We start from the raw sequence: 6,769 nt of genomic DNA, 5'->3' as shown, positions 1-6,769 counted from the left end.
GCTTCTGCTTGTCGGCCACCCAATCGGGCATCTCGTCGCCGCGCTTGTCGCCGTAGAGCTTACGCGCGCAACCAGACGGGAGCAGAATTGTCTTCTTGATCTCGGCCTGCGGACTGCAGCGACTGACCGTGCCGCTTCGCTTATGGAATAGCGCGCACCGATTTCAGATCGAGCATAGTCAACGATCTGCTCAAGCACCTTGCGATCAGGTGGATTTTTCAGACGGAAGTGAAACGCCTTTTCATCGTCTTCAAATAACTCACGCTGCAGATTACGTGCCTGCACTCCGCTCGAAGTCGAGTTGATAAAGGAGCCGTGCTGCACGCAGATCATTGCATGAGATACTACACCAGCGGTCGTGACGCGAATGGTCTTGCTGATCTTTCCAGGGCGCGCTGTAAAGAGAATGTCCCCTGGCTTTACGCTGTCGATCTTGATGCGTTTCATCCCCCCTCCAATGACGAGCCATCCCCTTCAAGGGACGTACCACCGCTGGAAGGAGTGGGCTTTCCTGTATCTGAACAAGATGCACCGTCAGTCACTTAGGGCTCCGCTTTGGCCAAAGGAATCCGCGTACAATTGCTCAATCTTGGCGACTTCATCCTCAGTGAGCTCGGCAAATTCGTTCTCTCTCGCCCGCTTTGAAAGTCTTCCTTGATTCTGTCGCAGAAAGCCGAACAGGTTATTGAGCGTTCGCTCCGGCATGTCGATCATGCTCTCGATGCCTGCACGAAAAGCGTCGAAGTTACGGAGAAAGCTCGTCTCGTTCGGCAGATCCTGCTCAATCGTCTGGCGCACGCATTCATATAAAAACTCCGCATGAGGCGTGGCATCGAAGAAACGGTAAAAGTCAGCCGTATCGTTGAGGACCGTTACATTGCCCTTTTGCGTAGCTTCCCATTGGACGCAGGGAAGCAGCCTGCTGGAATAGCTCTCCAGCACAGTCTTGTACTCTGTAATCCTATCGAGAATCGCCGACGAAACGGGGAAGTGCAGTCCCGCAGGATTAAACCCTCGGCGCGCGAGAACGTGATGCATCAGGTAACGATGGATGCGTCCGTTGCCGTCCTCGAACGGATGGATGTAGACGAACCCGAATGCCAATACCGCTGCGGCGATTATGGGATCGAGATCGTTCTCGGCGCTATGATCAAACGCAATCAAACCCGCCATAAGCGAGGCAATGTCTTCATGCCGGGCGTCAATATGATCGGGAATGGGTCGCTGCGTGTCTCGGTCGTGCTCACCGACAAAGCCGCCTTCTTGGCGGAAGCCCATCTTCACAAAGCGCTCATCGCCGATGACGATGTTCTGCAAGCGCAGAAATTCCTGCTCGTCGAGCGGCGCACGGCCTGCCTCGCCGATGGCGCGACCCCATCGCTGGATACGATCCTGAGGCGGTCTTTCTCCCTCGATTACGTAGCTGGATTTCGAATCCTTTAACAGAAGGAACGCAGCGGTCCGCGCGAGCAGGTCCTTCGGAACTTCGCTGACGACCGCGCGCGCGCGCTCTTTCCAGTCCTGCGCGATAAACTCATTCAGCGCAGCAGACTTGAACACGAGCGGGCAGAATTCCGGCGTGCCGGGAAGGTTGTTGCGAACACGATGCCGAGCCGAATTCTCTCCCGTACCACCGAACTGGAGATCGGTATCGACGGCATCCACATAGGAGACCTTGTCGGCGGGCGGCAGCTTCAGCTCACGGCCAAGCAGCCACTCGTACAGGAACCAGATGCGGCGGGTGTAGAGGCCGGTCGGCTTCTGCCTTACGAGCTCTGCAATCTCCCCTTCCTTCACGGCGAGGAAAAGCCGCTTCAGGACGGCAAGGTCCAATCCCTCGTTCTTGAGAGCAAAGGTCAGGTGCCCCTCAAGGGAGGCTTCAGGGGCGTGGCGCGGCGTATAGATGCGCCAGCCGCCCTGTTCGATGACCCGGTGCTTGGTCCCGATTGCCGAAAGGGTCCGGGGGATAGGAACGGGCAGCTTGTAAGCGTCGATCAGGGCAGCGTAGCCCGCCGGTGCGGCCGTCTCCGGCAGCCTCCGGTCATGAAAAACGCTCACTGCTCCTGAAAATTGCACGCTCAATCAAAATTTCCTGAAAAACGCTCTCCGATCTCGAATTTCCTTCACGAAACTCGCTACCGGTCGAATTTCTACCATATCTCATGAAAAACAATTTCTCAATCCATATTTCGTGAAAAATGTTCACTTGGTCAGAAATCCGGCCAATACAGCCACCCCGGACAAGCGTGCCGATCCCGGCCAGTGACGGGGCATAGCGCAGTCTGGCAGCGCGGAAGTTTCGGGAACTTCAGGTCGCAGGTTCAAATCCTGCTGCCCCGACCACTCCCTCTAACCTTGGGTCCTACAACCTGAGGACGATAGTTATGAAAATACAATAACGACTCGCCCTTTAGTGGCCGATTGTAGTCTACTTCCACGGCTTATGAGTCGGCCTGTTTGGACGACCGTTCCAAAACCACAAGCATGCGGGATGAAATGTCAAACGGAGTGGCCGACGATCAACATAGGGACTGGTTTTCCGACAAGACGGGGCGTCGATGACGACAACAGCCGCTCCACGCACCGTTCTCGAAACTATTCTCGACTGGTCTGTAGATCGGCCAATGTGGCAACGCGACGCTTTGCGGCGCATCATCGCGGTAGGAACACCAAACGATGCGGCTATCGCCGAACTTCTCGCGCTGTGCAAAAAGGAGCATGGCGCGACGGGCTGCGATCTAGAGCCTGTAGCGCTGGAAGTCGCGCATCTACCGGCCAATCCCGCAAACGGCGCGTCCGTTACAATCAGCAGCCTTTCCGACATTGTCGGCGTGAATCAACTTGCGCCTGGGCAAACTCTCCCATTTGAAACAGCTGGCCTAACGATAGTTTACGGTCCTAATGGTGCAGGCAAATCCGGTTACGGACGCGTATTAAAACGTGCCTGCCGCGCGCGAAAAGCGGGCGAAATCATGCCTGATGCGTATCAACCGGCCCCGACGGGAAAAGCCACTGCCAGCTTTAGCATTCTCAAGGACGGCATCGCAGCCGATCCCGTTGCTTGGTCGGATACTGCAGGCCCGCATAACGTGCTGTCTGCGATCAGCGTGTTTGACCGAGACTGTGGCTCGGTCCATGTGCAGGAAAAGAACGAAGTTGCCTTTCGGCCATTCGGTCTGGATATTTCGGACGATCTCGCCGGTGTCTGCCAGAAACTGAAACAGCTTCTCGTCGCCGAGGAAGCCCAGCTTAGTGCAGCACGCCACCCGGTGTTCGCGACGCCAACTTGGAATCTGACGACCGATGTCGGTAAAATTCTATCGGCGCTCGCGTACAATACGGACCTGGCTACGCTCGAAACCTTGGGCGAAATGACGGCGGAAGAGCGCTTGCGGCTGGCAAGACTGCGTGAGGATTTGCAAAAGAATCCAGTGGAAGCTGCCGCCGCCCAAAGGCTTGTCGCCGACGACGTACGTAGACTCATTCTTGCCCTCGACGGATACGCCGTCGCATACTCGGATGAAGCACTGCAGAAACTTAAGTCGCTGGCCGACATTGCACGTGAGACACGAGCGGCAGCGACTGCAGCAGCAGATAAAGCGTTCGGAGGACTTTCCGTTGCCGGCGTCGGCGGCACTACATGGCGGGCGCTTTGGGAGGCCGCGCGCCGTTATTCGGAGCATGCCGCCTATCCGGGAAAAGCTTTCCCGCATAGCGAACACGAAATCTGCGTGCTTTGCCATCAACCGCTGACAGCCGAGGCCAAAGCCCGCCTTCAAGATTTTGAGTCGTTCATCAAAGCTGACGCGGAAGCTCAAGCCAACGCTTCTGAAACTGCATTCAATTCGGCGTTAGCTTCTTTCAAAAAATCAAAGCTCGACATTCGCGTCATTGGGTCGATGCGCCGCCGCCTCGCCGTTCAGACGCCAGGTGTCGCGCGGGCCGTATTGCGCTTTATCGCTAGCGCCGATTTGCGCCGACGCCAGTGCCTCGGGAGTCTCTCGACGGAAATGCAACTGACTCTCACTTCGTTCGCCAGCTCCCCGAAGGAGCAATTGCAAGCTATCGAAACGGCTGCCCAGGACTATGCGTCTCAACTCGATGACGCGGCCCAGGAAGTAGGCCGAGCCAAATTGATCAAAGAGCGAGATGGGCTCGCTGACCGAGACGCCGTGTCGGCACTTATGGACAATGTCCGGATGGAGGTCGCGCGCCTTGGCACACTTCGTATCGTACGTCGGTGTACCGACGACATGGCAACAAATGCTATCACGAAGCTAGGGAATGACATCGCGGACAACGTGATTACGCCGAAGATGCGTGATCAGTTCCAATCCGAAATCGTCAGCCTTGCGGCAGAAAAAGTACGAGTAGAGATAGTCCGGTCGGGCGGCCAATACGGCTCACCTAACTATCAAGTGCGCCTGTTCGCAAATCCGAAAGCCAAGGTCCATAGCGTTCTCAGCGAGGGCGAACAAACCTGTGTAGCCCTCGCAGCGTTCCTGGCAGAGCTTGCCACGGCCTCTCATAAATCGGCTCTGGTATTCGATGACCCGGTCACATCGCTCGATCATCGTTGGCGGGACAAGGTGGCCGAACGGCTAGTGAAAGAATGCAAACAGCGACAAATCATCGTGTTTACTCACGACATGGTGTTCGTAAACGACTTGCACGACAAGGCCGCGAGGCACGGCGCTCGGGCAAAGCTCGTCAGCCTCTCACGCGGGCCATCAGGCACGGGCATAGTGACGGACGGTCTCCCATGGCAACATGCTTCGCTGAAGGATCGTATCGATAAACTGGAAAAGGACGGGCGCGCTGCGCGGGCACTCTACGACGCGAATGACGAAGAGCAGTACCGGGACGCTGCGATTGGAATTTATAATCGCTTGCGTGCCTCCTGGGAGCGAGGGCTCGAAGATGTTCTTTTCGCCGGAGTGATCTTACGCCATCGCGATTATATCGACGCCAAGAACCCTAGACGGGTAACCGCAGTTGAAGCCGCCGACGTCGACGTCTACCGAAACAATTTAAAAAAATGCAGCGATCTTGTCGAGGCCCATGATCCCTCACGCGGCAGGGACGCCTCGGTTCCGCCTCCCGACGAGATCATGGCGGACATAAAGACGCTTGCTGATTGGGCCGCCGCCATGCGCACGAAGCAGAACGCAATCGCTTAGGTCAAATTAATCGCATCATACGTTCGGACAGGGTGAACCTGAAAATCGCATAGTTGAAAATTTGATCCCTTGTCCGCCATGACCGCTCCCTATTCCCCTTCGTCGGGAGCGTCGCCGCTTACGGCATCCGGACCTGGTGCCTTATAGTCAGATTGTTCTTCCAAACTCTCCAGAGGAACAGTCTGCTTTTTCTTCCAAACTCTCCAACAATTAGGCAGCTTGCTGCGTAGTGTTGTCAACGGCGTCTTGGACGTTGTGCGCGTGCACTTGTCTTCGCGACTTGGCTCGCTTCTTGTTGAGCAAGACCTGAGCGAAGCCGTTCCACTTCTTCATCGCTGCCCGCTTCTCTGGCATATAGTTCCAGCGGTCGTAGCTTTTCGAACTGACATCCTGAAGAGTGTGATTTTGTATTCGGTCACGGATCTCTTTTGACAGCCCGGCTTGTCCGGCCAGTGTCTTCCAAGTTCTACGCAGATCGCGGTTAGTGACAACCGGAATGACCTCGCGTTCGCGCTGGCGCCACACGAATGAGTAAAGAGTCCCATGGCTAACCGGCTTGGTAGGGTCAGTTGCGGATGGAAAGAACCAGCCGTGAGCATTTGGCTTGATCGATTCGATCAGTTCAGCCGCGACGTCAGGGACGGGAATGGCGTGCGGCTTGCCATTTTTTGTCTTTGACCAGTCGATAATTCGCTCCTTGGCATCCCATTGATCAACATGAAGACGCGCGATCTCTTCGACCCGCTGTCCTGTGAGCATGAGAATGCGCACGGCGCGGGTATAGGGCGGATGGACCGGCGCGTCTGGGCACTCGAGCCAGCGATAGAGATGCACGAACTCTTCTTCATCCAACCAACGCGTTCCGACTTTCTTGGGCTCAGTGAGTATACCGGGGGCCGGATTGTAAACAAGACGGAATCGCCGTTGGGATGTGCTCCGGTAATCGTGCTCGGCTTTCATTCCCCAGCTATATGCAGACCGAATGTAGCTGCGGACGTGGTCCGCCATTGAACGTTTGCCTCGGTCATAGATTGGCCGAATGAGATCCGTGATTTCTTCTGGCTCGATGTCACGAGCCTGCCGATTGCGGCCAAGCGTGTCAGCAACCTTATTGAGGCTCTTCTCGGCTTCCTTCCATGACGATTTTCCTAAGGCCTTCAAGTGGGCAACGTACGCTTCAAAGAGATCGGCCACGGTGCCGGGGCGGGTGTCGCCAGCGAGTTTGATGCTGCGGCCCTTCTGGATTATGTCAGCGAAGTCGCGAGTGAAAACTTCGCGGGCTTTGCTGAGAGACATTGATGGATAGGAGCCTAGCTTTTTTTTGAGGCGCTTCCCGTCTCTGTGCCATCCAGTCTGCTGTGATGCGAGTAGGCATTGGCTTCATCACCAGGACCAATCGTCCCGTTCCGCGCCCCTCTCCATCGACGAGGCTGAGCTCTTTGCCGGTCTGCTCCACCTGCTTTAGTGCGCGGCGGATTTCTCCATCAGTAAGACTTGGCACTCGGCTCTCCCGTCGGTTCTCAGGTGGGGTCGTTAGACGGCTAGCAGGGGTCGGCGATTGGGGTCTCAAGGGTCGCTAATCCCCTTAA

At 56.2% G+C, this 6,769-nt stretch carries 3 protein-coding genes, 1 tRNA gene and 1 pseudogene; 2 read left to right on the top strand and 3 right to left on the bottom strand.

What is annotated here, in order from left to right; all coding sequences use genetic code 11:
- The coding region (locus CP49_RS43590; protein WP_197423279.1) for a YiiX/YebB-like N1pC/P60 family cysteine hydrolase at positions 1-447 on the bottom strand (447 nt) is incomplete at its 3' end.
- A gap of 87 nt (positions 448-534) precedes the next feature.
- Positions 535-2,082 carry a Fic family protein gene (locus CP49_RS29750; RefSeq protein WP_057853692.1) on the bottom strand — a complete coding sequence of 516 codons (1,548 nt, stop codon included), beginning with the start codon at positions 2,080-2,082 and terminating at the stop codon, positions 535-537.
- Positions 2,083-2,266: 184 nt separating this feature from the next.
- Here CP49_RS29750 and CP49_RS29745 point away from each other — a divergent pair.
- Positions 2,267-2,343: transfer RNA gene (locus CP49_RS29745), tRNA-Pro, on the top strand.
- Between the two features lie 215 nt (positions 2,344-2,558).
- Entirely contained in the window at positions 2,559-5,180 is a 2,622-nt protein-coding gene (locus tag CP49_RS29740) for an AAA family ATPase (protein ID WP_057853691.1), read from the top strand.
- 210 nt (positions 5,181-5,390) lie between these two features.
- On the opposite strand, the pseudogene CP49_RS29735 reads toward CP49_RS29740, so the two are convergent.
- Positions 5,391-6,681, bottom strand: a pseudogene (locus CP49_RS29735) (tyrosine-type recombinase/integrase).
- Positions 6,682-6,769 lie beyond the last annotated feature (88 nt).

The organism is Bradyrhizobium valentinum (assembly GCF_001440405.1).
Lineage (GTDB): Bacteria > Pseudomonadota > Alphaproteobacteria > Rhizobiales > Xanthobacteraceae > Bradyrhizobium > Bradyrhizobium valentinum.
The sequence above is the reverse complement of the archived record's forward strand: the minus strand, read 5'-3'. Positions and strand labels throughout refer to the sequence as shown.

Coding starts and splice junctions, on each gene's coding strand:
- CP49_RS29740 (WP_057853691.1), top strand. CDS start 2,559: ATGACGACAACAGCCGCTCCACGCACCGTTCTCGAAACTATTCTCGAC.